Source organism: Hoylesella buccalis ATCC 35310 (assembly GCF_025151385.1).
GTDB classification, from domain to species: Bacteria; Bacteroidota; Bacteroidia; order Bacteroidales; family Bacteroidaceae; genus Prevotella; species Prevotella buccalis.
The window spans coordinates 1083554-1102890 of the sequence record NZ_CP102287.1 but is presented as its reverse complement, the minus strand read 5'-3'; the positions used below and the strand labels follow the sequence as shown (position 1 = coordinate 1102890).

Annotated in this window: 10 protein-coding genes; 5 read left to right on the top strand and 5 right to left on the bottom strand. The window is 43.2% G+C overall.

The features are described 5' to 3' along the window. Window positions 1-115 precede the first annotated feature (115 nt). The 5 genes from NQ518_RS04645 to NQ518_RS04625 form a co-directional block, all read right to left on the bottom strand. The gene (locus NQ518_RS04645) at window positions 116-1534 is read right to left on the bottom strand and encodes a glycosyltransferase family 2 protein (RefSeq protein ID WP_227960712.1); all 1419 of its coding nucleotides are present in this window, start codon (window positions 1532-1534) and stop codon (window positions 116-118) included. Between the two features lie 28 nt (window positions 1535-1562). After that, complete coding sequence (locus NQ518_RS04640) at window positions 1563-3416, bottom strand: outer membrane protein assembly factor BamB family protein (RefSeq protein ID WP_227205049.1); 1854 nt, start codon at window positions 3414-3416, stop codon at window positions 1563-1565. Between the two features lie 27 nt (window positions 3417-3443). After that, window positions 3444-6065 (bottom strand): golvesin C-terminal-like domain-containing protein, encoded by a 2622-nt coding sequence (locus NQ518_RS04635; RefSeq protein WP_227962425.1) that lies wholly within the window; start codon window positions 6063-6065, stop codon window positions 3444-3446. 72 nt (window positions 6066-6137) lie between these two features. After that, entirely contained in the window at window positions 6138-7574 is a 1437-nt protein-coding gene (locus NQ518_RS04630; RefSeq protein ID WP_227205051.1) for a sodium:solute symporter, read from the bottom strand. A gap of 28 nt (window positions 7575-7602) precedes the next feature. Beyond that, window positions 7603-8772, bottom strand: coding sequence for an exo-beta-N-acetylmuramidase NamZ family protein (locus tag NQ518_RS04625; RefSeq protein ID WP_227205053.1), 1170 nt, complete (start codon window positions 8770-8772; stop codon window positions 7603-7605). 463 nt (window positions 8773-9235) lie between these two features. Here NQ518_RS04625 and NQ518_RS04620 point away from each other — a divergent pair, with 463 nt between their 5' ends. The 5 genes from NQ518_RS04620 to NQ518_RS04600 all read left to right on the top strand — a co-directional run bounded on the left by NQ518_RS04620 (window position 9236) and on the right by NQ518_RS04600 (window position 19064). Next, on the top strand, window positions 9236-10084 hold the full coding sequence (locus tag NQ518_RS04620; RefSeq protein ID WP_227960714.1) for a hypothetical protein: 849 nt from the start codon (window positions 9236-9238) through the stop codon (window positions 10082-10084). A gap of 716 nt (window positions 10085-10800) precedes the next feature. Further along, window positions 10801-14244 (top strand): SusC/RagA family TonB-linked outer membrane protein, encoded by a 3444-nt coding sequence (locus NQ518_RS04615; RefSeq protein WP_374211135.1) that lies wholly within the window; start codon window positions 10801-10803, stop codon window positions 14242-14244. Window positions 14245-14255: 11 nt separating this feature from the next. Continuing rightward, window positions 14256-16118 carry a RagB/SusD family nutrient uptake outer membrane protein gene (locus NQ518_RS04610; protein WP_227205057.1) on the top strand — a complete coding sequence of 621 codons (1863 nt, stop codon included), beginning with the start codon at window positions 14256-14258 and terminating at the stop codon, window positions 16116-16118. Window positions 16119-16149: 31 nt separating this feature from the next. Continuing rightward, window positions 16150-17571, top strand: a complete 1422-nt coding sequence (locus NQ518_RS04605; RefSeq protein WP_227205059.1) for a DUF4623 domain-containing protein — start codon at window positions 16150-16152, stop codon at window positions 17569-17571. A gap of 20 nt (window positions 17572-17591) precedes the next feature. Beyond that, window positions 17592-19064, top strand: coding sequence for a glycoside hydrolase family 10 protein (locus tag NQ518_RS04600; RefSeq protein ID WP_227205061.1), 1473 nt, complete (start codon window positions 17592-17594; stop codon window positions 19062-19064). Window positions 19065-19337 lie beyond the last annotated feature (273 nt).

Here is a 19337-nt window from a genome sequence, read left to right as displayed (position 1 = left end):
TCATTGAGTTTGCACCTTAATCTCATTGAGTTTGCACCTTAATCTCATTGAGTTTGTAACGCATAGATTCTATCATTCTATAACTACTTGATATTCAGTATAAAATTAGCTGTTCTTATTCTGTTTTTTGTTTGTTAAGAACCATACGAGCTTGTAACTCCCAAGTGCGGATTCGGTCTTTATAGATATTGTTGGCGTTTACTTGCTCTATGTTCAAGGCCGCATCCGAATTGCCGCCCCAACGACGGCACAGGTACAGCACGTCGAAGATACGTCCAATCTGATAGTGGCGCGAAATGTTCAGTCCCATGGCGTAGTCTTCACCATAACTTGTGTTGGGGAATCCAATTTGTCGTGCAATAGGGGTGTAGAAAGCACGAGGAGCACCGAGTCCATTGATACGCAATGCGTTGTTTCTTCCATTCTCAGGCGTCCACTCTCTGTGGTCAATCACCCCTGGAGGAAGCGTGTTGAGGTCGAAATCGGTCATGCGATAAGTGCCAATCACCATGGCACATTGTTGCTGGTAAAAGGCGTCTACGATGGTTTGTAGGGTGTGTTCGTCTGAATACAAATCGTCGCTATCCAACTGAACCGCGAACTTTCCGCAGTTGGCATGATGCAAACCATAGTTCCAGCAGCCACCAATACCGAGGTCGGTACGTTGGGGAACGAGATGAATGACACGCTCATCACCCTTGTGTTGGTCAATGATTTCGCTAGTGCCATCATCCGAATGGTTGTCAATCACGATGAGATTAAACTTGAAGTTGGTTTGTTGACGCAGGACAGACTGTATGGCAGCCTCGATGGTGCCGACCCTATTCTTGACCGGAATGATGACCGATGCCTCATATTCGAATGGAGTAAGGTTGAAATCTACCTCTTTGAACACGGGCTCGAGATAACCTCCAACAGCTTTTAGATGCTCGGTACACGCCTTTTCCATTTCTTTTTGACGTTCTTGGTTGCGTGGATCAACATAGTCGAACTGCTTTTCACCACTCTTTCGGTTGTCCTCTTCTATTTCTGTGTACAAGTATTCGTTAGCGTGAACCAAGTCATAACGTTGACTCAATTTTAGTCTAAGGTCATATAAGGCTGCGTGTTGATAAGAATTCTTCATTCGCTGACAACTTTCTTTCAATGCTTTTGAATTGAAAAGCAAGACCGATCCAAAATCGAAATCATCACGCAAAGAGCCTTGTTGGTAGTCTATCACAGGCGCATTAACACACCTGTCGTCCTTTAATTGATAATGGTCGGCATAAACAAGTCCTGCTTTGGTGTCTTCGGCTATTTGCTGTAAGCGTTCTAAAGCCAAGTAATGCAGCTTTAACGGTGTGGACTTTGTGATGAGCAAGCAGTATTCGCCCTTCGTTTCCTTTGCAATTTGTTGAATGGTTGTGGTTTGATAAAGGCTGTCTTTCAATGCGTGAAGTGTGACGAATGCGCTGACATCTTCAAATGCCTTTTGCAGTTTCTTGTACTGACTTTCATCAATGTATGGTAAAAAGCAATCTATTTGTTTCATAACGTATAAATGTTTTTGTGGTTAAATGCTATTGATATTTTAAGAGGCATAGCTCTCCACTGGCGGCCGTGACTAACAGTTGGTTGCGTCCAACGGGCACAACGGTGTTGATGAGTGAGTTGCCTATTTTGTGTTTCCATCTAATTTTACCAGTCTTCGCCTGTAAACCAAATATCAAACCATCTTTGGTGCTCCCCAAAACCACATCGCCTTGTTCGGCCATCATGGAGGTAGCGTGTTCGTAACCAAACTGTAAATTTGCTCTCCATAGTTGTTTGGGTTGTTCAGAGGTGGCGCTGTAGCACACCACACTGTCTTGCATGGTCTTGGCGTAGATGCGCGTTTGGTCTGCTGATAGGCCAATCGTTTCTCGTACTTTCGACTGATACGTGCGCCAAATGGTTGCACCCGTTGTTAAATCGATGGCCGTGAGGGCTCGTTCGGGATCTACAATAAAAACGCGATTCTGCGTGGCAACGGGCCAAACGGCTGCTGGCGAGAAGTGCATTCGAGTGAGATTGCCCGTCCAACGCCAGTTCTCATGACCGTTCTTTTGATTCAGCGAGTAAAGTGTGTTGTCCCATGCGCCAAAGATAACTTGATTGTTTGTAACCAAAGGCTTTGTTTCTACATATCCTTTTACCTTGTTATAGGTCCACACTACTTTTCCGTTCTGGATGTCAATGGCACGGAAAATATGGTCACTGCTGCCTATATATGCGATGCCTTGCTGGATGGTAACGGCTCCCAACACAGGTGCTTCGGCCTGAATACGCCATTTTAAACTTCCGTTTTTGGCATCAATGCCGTAGATGTACTGGTCGGCTGAGCCAAAAACCACAATCCCATTTTCAACCGCAGGCGTTCCCACAATACGGTTTCCCGACTGGTATGCCCACAGCTTTTTACCCGTTTTCAAGTTGTATGCCGTTAGTATGCCAGCGTCATCGCCCACAAATACTCTGTTTCCCTCAACGACAGGCGAACTATAGATGGCCGTACCCGTTTGTACGCACCATTTTCTTTTCACGTTTGGGTAGGTCTTGTTGACTGAAAAGTCAGGATAATTGTCGGCTTTCTGGTCGTGGCTGAACAGCTGATTGGTTAAAGAGTAGGCGCATATAAGCTGTTTCTTTTCTCCTATTCGTTGCTGGTAAACGATGATAGAGTCAGGAGAAACTTCATAAATGCCATATCCTGGCAGTGCGTCTTTATCGCGTAGATTGGATCGGATGAGTACGCCAGGGATTCCATCGTAAGTGGACTGTTTGTTTCTGTGATAATGGCCACCAACGAAAAGACGAATGTTGTAAGGCTTTACAGCATCGGTCAACTCATACCAATTGTCTACATCGCCTTCTAAAATAGGGTAGTGGGTGACCAATATCACCGGTTGTTTCTTGTCCTTGATGGTCGATTGAATCCACGATATATCTTGTGGTTTCACATGACCGAATGCCATGCGCATGAATGGACCTGTGTTGAAGCCCAAGAACTGAATGCCTTTGTGGAAAAATGAGAAGCGTTCGTCACCGAATATTTTGGCAAACATGGTACATCCTGATTCGCTCCACTTGGTTTCGTGATTGCCCATCACGATATAATAAGGATAGCGTAAAAGGTCTAAACACTGCTTTACTTTGTGCAGCGTTGCGTTGTCGCCCTCCTCGGTGATGTCGCCCGTAACGAGAACAAAGTCAAGACTGTCCGTTGCGTTAATCTGTGCGATAGATCGAAGCAAGTCTTCGGTTGGATTGGGATTATTTTGATTGAGGTGTATATCTGTCAGTTGGGCAAAGCGGAAAGTGCCTATTTGCGCTTGTACCTGTACACAGAAGGCAAGTGCTAATAAACTGTATATAAAGGTCTGTATTCTCTTCATAACCATAGGTATAATTTGTAATGGGATTTATTGTTTAAAGAACTGTATGACTTCTGCCATCAACTTCTCTCTGTTGGCAGCATCCAATATCGACTCAAATGGCACGCCCATGACCCATGTCTTGTAGTCACCGCGGTATGCCACTGCTGCACTAAAGTTGTTTTCGGGATAACGCATCACCGTATAGGCGTTGTCGCAAGCAGGTTCAATAGCGTCGGGCGATTCTACAATATAGGTTTTTGGTCCCAACGTGTGCGCGTAGTTGTAGGCAGCTGGTGAGAGATTGAATGACGATTTCACGGTCGACAACCGTCCTGTGACGGCCGCTCTACTGTTGCGCCACTTATACTTAAGTACGTTTGTTGCAAAGAGAATGTCTCCCTTTTGTGGCTTTGCCAATTTGTTATTCCACAGATCGCTGCCTACGTATGCACCCGATACGAATATGGATGTGCCTTGTTGGGTGTAAGCGGTGAGTATTTGTTGCATTTCGGGCGTAAAGACCTTGTAGCGCAAAGGATATATTTTGCCGTTGCCTAACTTTGTCTGTCGCTGTTTTCCCAAGATGATGTCAATCCATTGGATGTCTTTCTCAACACGGTTGAAGCGCTCCCGGCTACACGATTCGAACGAACAACCCGCCTTCAATATGGCATCTCCGTGCAGGGCGATGTAATCGAATGTGTTGCCTGCAATGACTGTTGTCTCTTCATTTCCGTGACTGTCGCCAAAGCCACCCGAATCATCATCGAGCCATGGGAGCGACCTGTTAAACTCTTTCTGGCTGCCTACATAACTGATATCTACCATATATGGTACACCGTGGTCTTCATTATCCAAGAATCCGGCATATAAAGTGTCTAACGGAGCGGGTGCAACAAAATCGGCCGGAGCCGATACTCGGTTGAATCCGTTTACCACCAAAGCCTTTTTAGCGTCTGCTTTTCCGCTGCGTCCTACGGCCACAATCTCGGATGGGAAGCTCACACCGCCCTCGTTCATCGCCACCACTTTGTAGCTGCACACCATGTCTTGGGGTACATCTGCCACATATTTACATTGCTTCACCACTTTTCCATGGTCAAACTCTCCATTTCCATAGCGCGTATACACAATGTAGCTGTTGGGTTTTGCCGTGGGTTCAAGTGTGTCTTCAACAGCTTGCCAAGTAAGTTCTACCTGCCCCTTATCCGTTAAATGGGCTGCCATGTGACTCACGGGGAGCGGTGTCACCACGTATTTTTGTTGGTGTTGTTTGCACGAAAAGCGTAGCATGGCTTTGTAAATGGCGCGACTTACCGCAAATCGGAAACGAGGATCAAGTCCATAACGCATGTCTGCAAAGTTCTGATGCGACAGCAATTCCAACAACATAGCTGGCACTCGTGGCGTGCGAGCCTCAAAATAAGTGGCGTCTTTGTTGCCCCTGCTGTGCCATGCGGGTTCAAATTGTGCCCGTATGTCTCGTAAAATACTGTTATGAATGGTTTCGGCATACTCCTTACAAAGTTGTCGCGAGGCGCCATTGGCAAACACACTGTCATACGATTGCGTGAAGTAAATGCCCAAAGTGCCAATGGTACTGTCGTTTTTGGTGACACCCGCATCGGAGTGAAAGGCCAAAGACATCTCTATGGGAATGTTCAAACCCCTGCCGCTGGGATAGCTTTCAGACCCTCCGGCCAGCCAGTTCACCCATTCGCCACGTGCTTGATAATCGTCTTTGTAATCGTCTTTGCCAGCCGTAGGACTGTAAATGCTGTCAGGAACGCCCGCCCATTGCATCCAGTAGCGTGCTGCTTCGGTGAAACGAGGGTAGGTACTTATTTCTGGTCTGCCGATATTGCCCATTCCTCCACCTATTTTAATAGCATCGGCTGTCACCACTTCGCCTGCTTTACCTGTCTTGTTACTGAGGACGATTCGCTGACTTTTGCCTAAATTCTTGTCAAAAGCGAATTTTCCAAGATAAATCCAGGTACCGCCACCCATTTGTTGATTGACCTTAAACTCGCTGATTCCTCCCCGATGATAAACGGTATAGCGGGCTGAATTGGTACTCCCAGGCACAGTATGATAGGCTATATAAACGGCGTATTCGCCTGTTTCGTCAATCTGTGGAACCCATTCGGCCGTGCTTTCTGCTCCTTTTTTTATCGAAGTCACCATGCGATAACTGCCCTCGGTAAATGGGTTTTGAAAGTTGGTATAGGTCTTTCGAAGGTAAGCGAAGCCTTTTCCTGTGCCGTTTTTCCAACTTTCTTTTCCGTTGTATTCACTATATTTTGCCTTTGGTTGAAAGCTGTTGCCGTCATTGTCCACAATGGCTTCAAAGCTGTTCCAATCCCTTTCGCGCGGAATCAGTACATTGGCTCCTGCTTGTTCGAGCATGGGAACTAAGAAAGGTAGCACATAACTCTGGGTATATAGGTCTTCAACGGTTTGTAAGAGGCGGCATCTCTGCCACTCCCAGCGGTCTAATTTGGCTTCGTAATATCGTCCATGACTTTGCCACATCGCAATATGGCGGTTTGACAGACCGTATTTTGGACGGTTATGAGTAGTGAGCTCTTGCACCAAAGGGGTGTCGCAAGTAGGTGCAAAGACCGCAGGTCTATTTTGAGCATGTATGCCAATGGTAAACAGCATACAACATACGTGAGTAGTAAGTATTGCAATTGCTTTCATATAGATGAACGATTGTTTGGGTTTATTTTGTCGTTATTTTCGTCGAATCAACAAGCATAGTCCTAAGAAGGTAAACAATGCGTTGAAAATAAGTATCTCGTAGCTAAACTGATAGCCATTGAACCATTGCATGGAGTGTTTGTCTAATATCAAACACAGCACAGGTGCAGCGATAGCTACCCATGGCACATAGCGGTCGTGTACTTGTTGTTTCATGATGATGCCAAAGGCGAACATTCCTAAGAGGGGACCGTAGGTGTAGCTGGCAAGGGTGTAGACGGCATCTACCACACTGGTGCTGTTCAGGATGTTGATGGCGATGATAACCACACCCATCAGGATGGCCATTCCAAGGTGTACACGTTGACGCATGCGTTTCACACGGTTCTCGCTCAGCGAGTGGCCACCAAGGATGTCGATTGTGAACGAGGTGGTGAGTGCTGTCAGGGCTGCTCCGGCAGCATTGTAGGCCGATGATGCCAGACCAACAATGAATAAGATGCCGACAATCATGGGGAGATAGGGCCCTGTGGCGATGGCTGGGAACAGTTTGTCGCCTGTTTCTGACATTCCATGCTGTGCTGCGAAGAGGTACAGCAGCACACCAAGCATCAAGAAAGCGGAAACCACGAAAAACTGAAGAATGATGCTGAAAATCATGTTCTTTTGTGATTCCCTGCTGTTGCGACAACTCAAGTTGCGTTGCATCATATCTTGGTCAAGTCCGTTGGTGGCAATCATCGTGAAGATGCCCGCCAAGAATTGCTTGAAGAAAAACTGCTTATCGTTGGGATCATCAAAAAACAACATTTTGCTCATGCTGCTTTGTCCAATCGCATGGAAAGTTCCGCTAAGCGAAAGCCCCATGTCTCGGGCGATGAAGTAAATACAGAGTGCCACCGAAATGATTAAACAACAGGTTTTGATGACATCTGCCCAAATCACCGATTTTACCCCTCCGCGATGCGTGTACAGCCATACGAAGCCCACAGAGATGAAAACATTGACAATGAACGGAATGCCCAGCGGGTCGAAAGCCAGCATCTGTAGGATAAAACACACCAGGAACAGGCGCACCGCAGCTCCCAACATCTTACTGATGAAGAAGAACCACGCTCCCGTATGGTAAGCCTTCAAGCCGAATCGGTTGCTCAGATATTCGTACACCGAGGTGAGCTTCATGCGATAAAACAGTGGGGTTAAGACAAAGGCGATGATGAGTTGGCCGACGATAAACCCCAAGACTAATTGCAAATAGCCAAACCCACTCTTGTTCACCATGCCAGGAACCGACACGTAGGTCACACCCGAAATGCTGGCACCAATCATGGCAAAGGCAACAATATACCATTTAGATTGTCGACTGCCCGAGAAGAAATCGGAGTTAGCTGTCGTTGATTTTCTAAACGACACGGCGAGTTGTAGGATGAAATAGATACCTACGGTGATGAGAATGATGATGGCGTTCATGTGGAAAGGATGGTTTTAGTTCATTCGCTTATTCTTGGTAAAGTAGATAGGGCCGCCGTTGTTGGTTAAATTGTTCAACGTCTTTCTGCCACTTAGCTTTAATCGTATCAGCGTCACAGCCACTCATGATCATCTCTCTGATGTAGCCTACGCCTGTTAGCTTTTCAAAGAAAGGCGTGAAGAACTTGCTGCCAATGTTTAGGTTGCGGTATGCATTGATGACATACGACAGGTCTATTCCTCGCCGCTGTATGAGTGCGGTGTCTGCGTTGCTCAAGTCAACGCCATGACACGTCTTCCCTAATTGTGGCGGATTCTTGGCACCAGCCACGCTTTGCGGCGTGAAGCTGTAGCCGTACCCTGTCATGTCAGGATGCCCATACTGCTGAAAAGGCTTTGATGTGCCTCGCCCCAGACTCACATTCGTTCCCTCGAAGAAACATGTGCTTGGATAGAGATACACCGCCTGCATGTTGGGAAGGTTGGGCGAAGGTGGGATGGGTAGCTCATACCGTGTCTGGTGCGTGTAGTTCTTGCAGGGGATGACGGTGAGTTTGCATTGGCGGTGGTTGCTCAGCCACCCTTCTCCGTTGATCATTCGCGCCAGCTCACCCAAGGTCATTCCGTGTACGATGGGGATGGGTAGGGCACCCACGCCCGATTTGTACTTCATGTCTAGGATGGGGCCGTCTACATAAAAGCCATTCGGATTGGGACGGTCTAAAACCAGTACCGGTGTCTTTACTTCCGCACAGGCATCCATGAGCTTGAGCATGGATATATAATAGGTGTAGAACCGCAGTCCTACGTCTTGTATGTCCACCACCAAGATGTCGGCACTTTTGAGAACTTGCAGGCTCGATTTTCCCTTCTTTCCGTTGTACAACGAATAGATTGGCACGCCTGTTTGCGCGTCCACAGAGTTGGTGACATGCTCACCAGCATCGGCTGTTCCCCTGAATCCGTGCTCGGGCGATATCACGCCAATGACCTTCATTCGGTAGTTGACCATGATATCCAGCAAGTGTTGATTGCCCACCATGCCGGTATGGTTGGAGAACAAAACGATTTTTTTACCCTTTAGAAGCGGGAAGTAAAGATGAGTTTGCTCCGCTCCGGTAACGACGTGTGATGTTGAGCACCAGCTGGTGGTGCTGAAAGTGCCTAAAAGCAGCAGTAGGGCAATCAGTTTTTTCATGTACTATGTTGATTTTTAGTTATGAGCAAAGATAGGTTATTTTTTTAGAATTAGAAATATAAAATCAAGAATATTCACTATTATTTGTATGATTTAACGCTTGATACCAAATGAGCACCGTTCCGAAAGGGTTTCTGTGGTTTTGCAAACAACAAGTGGAGCGATTGGAAATAATCACGGATTGCCCCTAATTTCCTCTGTTTCATGATGATGGAACCATGTCATTTGTTCGCTTGTTGAATTCGTGTTTTACTCTCAAGTCAATTCCTATTAGCCTTTGTTTTTATTCCACGGCAGTCTCTTGTTTGTGATTGAACAGCTGAATGGCAATGGGGATTGTTCGCCGAAGAATAAAAAGTGGGTGTTCTCCTCATCTTTTTCATCAAGAAGAATGATGGTGAAAGAAAATTGAAAAAATCTTTGTAACTTTGCGACTTCATGTAGCAAACTAAGTAAAAGCACGATGAATTTGATTGCAGTGAGCGGTTCTGATCAAACAGAATGGGCTTTTGTTGAGCAAGATGAGTTGGTTGATTTGCAAAAAACCGAAGGCCTGAATCCGTATTTTCAAACTCGCAGAGAGATGAGCAGGAGCATTCGTTTGGGTTTGGGCGAAGCCTACTTCAAGCGAAAGTTGGGACACGTTTATTTTTATGGGGCCGGTTGTAATGGTGAGGATAGGAAGAGAATGGTGGGTCATTCCTTGGTAGCACAGTTCAAGACGCCGGTCACGGTGGAGAGCGACTTGCTGGGTGCCACCCGTTCGATGTGCATAGATTCGGCTGGTATCGTGTGTATTTTGGGCACGGGATCCAACTCATGCTTCTATGATGGTGCTCACATCGTTAAGAATGTGCGTGCCGGTGGTTATATCTTGGGAGATGAAGGCAGCGCATCTTCTATTGGGCGCGCTTTTCTGTCGGATGTATTGAAAGAGTTGGCACCTTCTGAACTGATTTCGTCTTTTTATTTTAAGCGTCAAACGACAGCCCATGAAGTGATGCGCACTGTTTACGACAAGCCACTTCCACATTATTATTTATCCTCGATAGCAACCTTTTTGACCGATTATCAGCACACGGAATATGTGCGAGATCTGGTGACTGATAATTTTAAACGATTCTTAACGCGCAACTTGTTCCAGTATGCGTACCATCAATATCCCGTGTATTTTACAGGAAAAACGGCCGTGACCTTTGCGCCCTTGTTGCGAGCAGTTTGTCGTGAGGCAGGTTTTGAGCCTGAAATGGTTAGTGACCATATTATTGAGGGACTGATGAAATACCATGCCACACATCTGTTGTCTGAATAGGGAACTTGATGCATCCTGTTGATTGGACTATCTATTTGGTTACAAAGAAAAGTCACACTTCCCGTTCTCGTGTTGACATTTTTCTTGACAAACACCTCTTTATATTTCGCATATTTGTCAGCAACGCTCCGTATCTTTCAAATAATGAAAATATGGAGCAAAAACGTTCTCTCTTGATAGACAGGTGGTTACGGGTTTTGTGCGTTTCTTCTGCACCTCATGTTCGTTTGATTTCACGTTTAAAGCATGCTTTTAGCCGCCTTAACAGCATGCTATAAGGCTCTTAACCCATGTACTTTACCTGACAAAAGCATGTTGATAACCACCTTTACTCCATGTTATTGCTCAAATGAGCCTTTTACATTGCATTCGTAGGGAATGATTGTCGCATGTTTGCCTATCGTTTTTTTCTATTTCATCAATTTGTAAGTAGCTTTTTTTTGTCATTTATATTGACAAGTAAACACCTGTTCATGAAGAATTAGGTGTATTGTCCTGCCCTTTTAGTGTAAAATTAAACATTATTTGCAAGTTAGAAACATAAATTAATCTAAATAAAGTTTGTATTTTAATGATATATCGCTATATTTGTGCCGCAGAAGTAATTACTATGATTAGGTGAGCCAGATTAACCACTCTACCACTTCTAAGCTAAAACCTTTTTTTTGCAAACAATATTCAAGTAGAAATATATTATTAACTTAAATTTTGGGTCTATGAAAACAAAAAATTATCTATGTGCGATACTTACGGTCGCAGGTAGTGCTTTTGCGTCCCAACCGATGCTGGCATCAGCAAGTGATTGGAACTTGCCTGGTGTGATGATGCAACAGCAAGCCGTTCGTGGTATCGTAGTTGATGCCCATGGCGAACCTATTGTGGGTGCCACGGTTGTTGTGGTTGGTAAAACGTCGTCAGGTACGATTACGGATTTAAACGGTCGTTTTACACTTTCTGTGAATGCTGGTACTCAAATTCAAATTTCTTACGTAGGGTACAAGACGGTAACGCTTCGAGCAAGTGACAACATGCAAGTAAAGCTTGAGGAAGATGCCGGACAGCTTTCAGAAGTAGTCGTAGTGGGTTATGGTACTCAGAAAAAAGCCAACTTGACGGGCGCTGTGGCCAGTGTTGATCTTGACAAATCTCTGAGCAGTCGTCCTATAGCCGATGTTGGTCGAGGATTGCAAGGAGCGGTTCCGGGGTTGAATATTAGAATACCAACCGGTGAAGTTGGTTCGGATCCTTTGATTAAGATTCGTGGACAAATAGGTTCTATTTTAGGATCGAGTAATCCGCTTATCTTATTAGATAATGTAGAGATTCCAAGTATTCAGCTGGTGAATCCTGATGATATTGAATCGATTTCGGTGTTAAAAGATGCCGCTTCAGCTTCTATTTATGGTTCTAAAGCAGCTTTCGGTGTAGTTTTAATTACGACCAAGAGTGGTACCAAGAAAGACAAGTTTGAAGTAAATTATTCGAATAACTTCTCTTGGCAAGACCCAGCGAAGAAAATTGAAATGGGAGGAATCGATGGTTTGAGGTACACTCTTGATGCACACAAGAACCGTCAAGGTACAATGCCTGCCGGAGGTTTTTGGCGTGTCAATGATGAGAGTTTTGAAAAGATATTGCAATGGCAGGAAAAATATGGCGGTTCTGTTAACTGGAATGATCCGGTTGTGTATGGTCGCGACTGGATGTTTGACGGTGTAAACAAATACGGATACCGTATTTACGATGGTGTAAAAGCCATGATTCGTCCCTGGGCTCCGACACAATCACATAATCTATCCTTTTCGGGCAAATCAGGTAAAACGTCTTATAACATAGGATTAGGCTATTTAGGACAGAACGGAATGTCGAGAGCTGCAAAAATTGATGATTTCAAACGTTACAATGCTTCGATAAGTATAAACTCGGAAATCAACAAATATCTGTCGATTAGAGCAAGTTCTATCTATTCGGATCGTAATAAACGATATCCCGGCGTGGGAACTACAACAGCCGACCCATGGCTTTATTTATATAGATGGAGTGCATTGATGCCAATTGGTGTTACCGAAAATGGTCACAATTTGCGTGAGGCTGCCTATGAAATTGGTGCCTCTAATACCGACAATTTTGAAAATAAGTATTATAACATCAATTTGGGCTTTACCGTTAATTTTACCAAAGATTGGGATCTTAAATTCGATTATACTTACGATCATCAAATGCAGGAGCGTAATTCTTCTGTCATGCAATATGAAGCAGGGCAAACGTGGTACAGCCCTTCAGAATTGTTTGTTGATGGAAAACCTGTATTTGTGGATGAAAACGGCAATGTTTCTCCTGACGGAACGATGAGAGCCTATACGTTCCCGCTGCAGAAATATTTCTCTAACAACACAGCATCTCATGTCAGGGATTATAACCGGTTTGTGAATAGAAATACAGTTAATGCTTACACAACTTATAATTTGTATCTGGATCAGGAGAAAGAACATGCGTTTAAGTTCATGGCTGGTATGAATGCGGTTACAAGTAAGAGCAGATGGATACAAGGACAGAAAAACGATTTGATTGATTTGGAGAATCCACAGTTTCCATTGGCCACCGGCGATCAATTTATATCAGGTGACCGATTTTGGGAAGGTCAGATGGGCTTCTTCGGACGTGTTAACTATAATTTTGCAGACAGATATCTTTTGGAGGGCAACATTCGCCGCGATGGTTCATCAAAATTCCCCAGTCATTTAAGATGGGAATGGTTCCCCTCTTTCTCTGCAGGATGGGTGTTTAGTAACGAAGCCTTCATGGAATCGATTTCCAAAGTTTTCTCTTTCGGAAAGTTGAGAGCTTCATGGGGTAGCATCGGCGATCAGACAGTTCCTAACACGCTCTACAAATCAATTCTTAGTGATGGAGATTCTAATTGGTTAGGAGTTGAAAGCAGCAAGAGAAAGTACTATGGAACACCATCAATTATCGATTATGATATTTCGTGGCAGCGAATTGAAACATTGGATTTCGGTGTAGATTTGCGCTTCTTTAAAAATGAGTTAGGACTAACTTTTGATTGGTTCCAGCGTTATACGAAGGATATGATCATACCTGGAGAAAGTCTTCCCGTTACATTGGGAACTGGTGCTCCACAAGGTAACTATGGAGACTTGAGAACCAGAGGTTGGGAATTGTCATTAGATTATAGGCACCGGTTTGAAAATGGCTTAGGTATTAATATGACAGCCATGATTTCCGATTCTTATACTGACATTACGAAAGGTGCAGATCACTTGATTCCTTGGGAAAATCGTTCAGTTTATAACTCCTATTCAACAGGTAGACGTTATGGTGACATCTATGGATTGGTAACGGATCGTTTGTTCCAAAAAGATGATTTCGTTTATGATACAGATGGAAATCTTGTTAAAACGAACGTAATTTATAAAGGTACATTACGCAAAACCAACCAGCAATCAACCAAATATCCAGTTTATCAGGTACATTATGAAAACGGAGATAAGTTGATGTTTGCCCCTGGTGACGTCAAATTTGTCGATTTGGATCATGATGGTTACATTACTCCAGGTGCCGCAACCAACGGAGATCATGGTGATTTAACGGTTATAGGAAACTCTACACCGCGTTATGAATACAGTTTCAGGTTAGGATTGGATTATAAAGGTTTCGACTTTTCCATCTTCTGCCAAGGCATTGGCAAGCGTAAGATCTGGGGTAGTGGTCAGTTGGCCATTCCAGGATTTTTTGCCAAGGAAGGCGCTATGCCAAAAACATTTGCAACAGAATATTGGACGCCTGAACGCACAGACGCATTCTATCCAAGAGCTTGGGATTTAGGTGGTTCAAACTCTGGCTTCGGCATGCAAGTTCAAAGCAAGTATCTCTTGAACATGGCATACCTGAGAATTAAGAACATCAACATGGGATATTCTTTACCCAAGAATTTACTATCGAGTTTATATTTAACTAAAGCAAGAGTATATCTGTCGTTAGAGAATTTCTTCACCTTTGACAAGTTGAGAGGTTTGCCAATTGATCCTGAAGCCATTTCTGGATACTCTATGTTTAGCAGTTCATACAATCTATCACGTACGGGAACAGGAACTCCTGTGTTCAAGTCTGTTTCTTGCGGTATTCAATTATCCTTTTAATTAAAGAAATTATGAGACGATATAAATTTTTATTATTCATTATATGTGCTGCAATCTTTGCGAGTTGCAACGACATATTGGATCGTCCTTCGATAACAACAGCCGAAGATGATACCTACTGGAACAACGAACAAAAGGTTCGTTTGTATGCCAATTCATTTTACTCGTATTTCTTTGTCGGGTATGGTTTGAAATATTCTGACGTAGCATATACACCAACAAATTATAATTTTAACGATGATGTTGTCAGTCTTTCGACGCAGCCTCAGTTTAACCGTGTAGTTCCTACTTCGATAGGTAGTACGTCTTTGGGGCTCATGTGGAAAAGTGATTTTGCAGGTCCAACATGGAATTTTTCCTGGATTCGCAAGTCTAATGTGATGATTGATCGTCTAGAAAGAGATATGGGAAGCGTGCTGTCTGCTAATGCGTACAATCATTGGATGGGAGTAGCTCGCTTTTTTAGAGGGTTAGAATATGCACGATTGGTGAATGTGTTTGGTGATGTGCCTTATTATAACCATGAAGTCAAGAATACTGATTACGATGCATTGTATAAAGACCGCACACCACGCAATGAAGTGATGGATTCTGTTTACAATGATTTTGTTTATGCCATGCAAAATGTGCGACTGAATGACGGAGAAATGTACGTAAATCGTTATGTTGTTGCTTCGTTTGTGTCAAGATGGGCACTTTTTGAAGGCAGTTGGCAGAAGTATTACTATCACAATGACGAAAGAGCAAGCAAATTTTTCCAATTGGCTATAGAAGCTGGTGACATGGTCATCAATAGCGGAAAGTATGACATCGAACTGGATTTCCGTTCTTTATTCGGATCTACAGATCTTGCTAAGACCAAAGATTGCATACTTTACAGACGATATGATCCCGGTCAGGGCATCACGCATTGTGTTGCCTCGAAATGTAACATGAACTCTCCTACGGATGTAGGACCAAACTTGGATTTAATCAAGGCGTTTATTTGTACAGACGGCAAGGATTATCAGTCTTCTGATATTAAAAATGCCAAAGATTTCTCTATGGAGAATATGATAAAGACTCGTGACTCGCGCTTTGAAGCATCGTTCTTTGATACTCCAACCCCGATGTCTAAAAGTTCTTATCTATATATTACTAAATTTATTCCACGCCAAGCCTTGGATTACCTGAAAACTGGTGGAACCCCAACCGCAGAGTTTCAGGGAGAAAAGAATGTTACAGCTTACCCTGTGATGAGATATGCTGAAGTTTTGTTGAACTGGATTGAAGCAAAAGCAGAATATGCTACAGTGGGCGGTCCCGCAGTAATGCAAAGCGACATCGATATTTCTATTAATAAGATTCGCAATCGTCCTTTGGCTGAAGAAGCTATTGCAAAAGGTGTAAAGAAAACAGCCCCGATGCAGTTAACCAATCTCAACCAAGATCCGAACAGGGATAAATCGGTTTCGCCGTTGTTGTGGGAAATCCGTCGCGAACGCAGAATGGAACTTGCATTTGAGTATGCCAGAATTATTGATCTTCGTCGTTGGGGAAAACTCAATTACATGGACACTGAGGCCAACGAAGATTTATTGATAGGTACTTGGGTTAACTTCCCTAAGGAAGCGAAAGATCAATTGAAACCCGCCAATGCCAAGAAAATCCGCGTGGTGAAAGCCAATGGTAAAAAGGTGACTTTTGATGGAACTAACGGTGCAGAGATGGTAGGATTCTTCTATCCATTAGAGAATTTACCACGATTCCCATTCCTGGATCTTCCAAATGTGAATCCGTATCTTGCCCCAATTGGCACCAACCAGATCGTTGATTATAAAAACAAAGGCTATCAGCTGACACAAACTGAAGGCTGGCCATCAACAGCGAACTAACATTTTATGTATTTTAATAAAATAAGAAACTATGACGAAACATATTAATAATCTAGGACTGATAGTCGTTGCGTTGCTTTGCTGTTATGTTTTTACAGCTTGTGACGATGACTATCCGGCAAGTACGGTAGATCCTTATGAAACCGAATTGCTTGCCATCAAAATCTTGAATGCCGGACCTGATGGAAACAGAGTGGTCGAAGGAACGATAGATGAAGAAAATAAGATGATTAATTTCCCGAGGCTTGAAGTAGAATCAAACTTTTCTGCTTTGCGGGTAGAAGCAACTTTATCACAAGGAGCACATCTTAAAGATTCTGTATTTGATTTCTCTATGGATGAGGCTGATGCCTATAAAACGCTTATCCTCAGGGTGATGAATCAAAAGCGCTACAAAGATTATTTCATGAAGATAAGAAAGAAGATTCCTGTGTTTGGTGCAGACTTTGATAAGCCTTCCGTTTACAACTTCTCTGGAGATAAAGTTTACGACAGCTATAAATCTTTGTTAACGCGCTGTGCCGACTTTGACGGAGAGCATGTGTTGGTTGTCACAAGGAGTGAAACGAAGCCCCATTTGTTGAAACTGTCTGACTTGAAGGAAGGAAAAATCAATCCAATTAAATTGGATTTAACAGGTGTATCAGGTGGAACATTCCCCTACAACACAGGTGCTCTATCGGGTGGACACATCTATCTCGCGTCGCTTTCAGGCGGTCATGCTTCACCACTTAAGATTTACTATTATGAAACTCCGACCTCTGCACCAGAGTTGATAGCAGATATTAATGTTGGAAAAATCGAGGGTGCTGGTAACCGTCATGGTGATGCGATGACATTGAATCTTGATGAAAGCGGTAACGGATACATTTTCTTCCCAGACAATGGGGCCAAAGAAGTTCTTCGATTTACCGTTAAGAATTTCAAGACTATCAGCGATCCTATGGTGATTCCTCACAAAATGGATGTGACTACCTTTAACAGCATCCATAGAATTGAGAATTCTTCTGACTATCTGTGGGCTGGTATTCGTACTCCGATTATGTTGACCGATGCCAATTTGACCGTTAATTACTCGATGAAGAAAGATAACTTCCCACTAGAGTCGATTGCGCCTCGCATCTTTACGTTTAACAAATCACGCTATTTGATTACCTGTACAGCTGGTTTGGGAGGTTCAACTAAAGCAACACCGACATTATCCGTCTACGATATTTCAAAAGGCAATACTGTTAAGGAAGCGTTAGAGATATTTGATAAGGGCGATAATCACAATCCAGTGTATTCATTTATACTCGGCGGTTCTGGTAATGGTGCTCCTGGCACACACACAAATTACTATATCGAAAAAGATGCGAATGGCAAAGATGCCAAACTGTATATATTTGCTTCTCGAGCCAATTCTGGATTTGTTATCAGCGAATTCCCAGTAAAAGTAGCTGAGGACGATTAATATATTACGACCAGATAGAAATGAAAAGAATAAATAGATTTATATTTTTTGCCTTTATTGTGATGTTTCTCTTTTCGTGTAACGAAGAGAGAGACGATCACAACAAGGGCAAAACCCCGCCTCCTACACCTTCGGGACCGACTGCAGAGCAACCTATTGTTCCACGAAAGGAACTGAGAGGTGTATGGATGGCAACGGTTTGGGGACTGGATTGGCCTATGGGGAAATATGATCAGGTTTCCCAGAAAGAATTATACTTGAAATATTTGGACCTTTTTAAGGACAACAATATCAATGTTGTATTCTTCCAAGTAAGAGGAATGGCTGATGCGTACTACAATTCACAATATGAACCATGGAGTAAGAGCATCACCGGAAAGGCAGGTGTTGATCCTGGGTATGATATTTTGAGATTCTTAATTGACGAAGCGCATAAGCGAAACATTGCTTTTCATGCATGGATCAATCCTTATCGCATATCGACACGTACAGGCAGTGATACATCTTTTCCTAAGTTAGATTCGAAGATTCCTGCAAATCTTGTGAAAGACTATAACAAAATTCGCATTTATAATCCCGCTCTCCCTGCAGCTCAGGATCGTATCGTGAATATTGTCAAGGAACTGATTACCAAATACAACGTTGACGGCGTTCACATGGACGATTATTTCTACCCGTATCTTTCAAGCGGAGAAGGCATGAACGACCAAAACGAATATGCAACGTACGGTCGGACTTTTAATACGATTGAAGAATTTCGTAGAGATAACGTCAATAAGGTTGTGAAAAACCTTCATGACATGATCAAAAATACCAATCCAAACTTGGTGTTTTCCATTGGTCCTGGAGGGAACATTGAGAATAACATGAACTTGATGTTTGCTGATGTTGCAAAATGGTCAAAAGAAGGTTGGGTAGACGTGATTATCCCTCAACTATATTTCCATACAGGTAGTTCAATCTATAATTTTGATAAGGGATTGGCTCGCTGGAGTAATATGATTACTAAGTCTAAATTAGTGATTGGATATGGAATATATAAGTTTGGAGACAGCAAGCAAGGCTCCGCTTACATGAACTCTTCTGAGCTGACTAAGCAGATGCGTCTTGCGGATGAAAATCCTAAAGTGATGGGTGGGCTTCTCTATAGTGCTAAATATCTCTTTTCGAATCCTGTAAACATCATGAGTGCCATCAAGCAGCGTTACAAAGAGCCGGTAGTAATGCCGTACTTGCTGGTAGAAAACCCCACTTTGCCCAATGCACCAAAGAATCTCAAAATAATGAATGACATTCTTCATTGGGATGCTGTTTCGGGTTGCTATTATGCCGTTTATTTGAGTACAGGATCAAAACGAATGGCAAAACTGGTAGCAACGACGAAGGATAACAATGTAAAATTGTCGCGACTAGGAACCTATTTTGTGACAGCCGTCAATGAAAAAAACAACGCTGAAAGCAAAATTTCCGATTTGATAAAATATGGAAACTAAGCGGGGCCATATTTAATAAGGTGGAATGAATCGAACTGTCTGGCAGAAATGCAGGATAAAGGATTCGGCATTTTGATGTCAACAGCTCGATTGCTTCCATTGAAATCTAATGCTAAAGTAATGTTTTTTTAGATGGAATATATAGATGATAAAAAGAGGAAGGTAGTTTAGACTGTCGACAAAAATCTGTTTTCATCTATATATTTCATTCTAAAAGATAACAACCAATGGTCATAAAATGAACAACGTACCATTGATTTTGATTTCTATTGT